The organism is Streptomyces colwelliae (assembly GCF_048158785.1).
GTDB lineage: Bacteria > Actinomycetota > Actinomycetes > Streptomycetales > Streptomycetaceae > Streptomyces.
Genome location: NZ_JBLTJC010000956.1, coordinates 1 through 454 on the forward strand (window position 1 = coordinate 1; position 454 = coordinate 454).

A 454-nucleotide genomic window follows, 5' to 3' on the forward strand; every position below is an offset into this window, starting at 1 on the left:
CCTACGATCCGATCTCGCAGCGCTCCGTCGCCGAGGTCGCGGATCTGGTGATCGACCCGGCCACCGAGATCGTCCTCGCCCCGGATTCCAGCCAGAGCTTCGAGCCCTTCACCGGGCAGGAGCACCGCCTGGAGCGCTACTATCCGCGTCTCGTCACCCTGCTCGATTACGTGCCGGGGGCTCGCCTGGTCGTCGAGGACGGGACGCAGGCCCGGGTCGACGCCTTCTACGAGCAGATGGAGGAGGCGGGCGCCCGCCGTGCGCCCCGCGGCGGTCGCGCTGAGGGCGGCGAGGGCCTCTATCTCGCGCCGAAGGCGTGGCGGGCCGTCGTGGCCCAGCGGACCCGGGCGGTCGCCACCGACGCGGCCGGCGAGCCGCTCGGGATCCCGGTCTTCGCGCGGGAGCGGCGGCCCGAGGCCGCCTTCGCCAAGGCGATGCGCGAGCGGCTGAAGGC

1 protein-coding gene is annotated in these 454 nt (G+C 74.2%); it reads left to right on the top strand.

What is annotated here, in order from left to right:
- Positions 1-454 (top strand): hypothetical protein (locus tag ACNFOC_RS55345; RefSeq protein ID WP_416966438.1); only part of this gene is annotated, 454 nt, incomplete at both ends.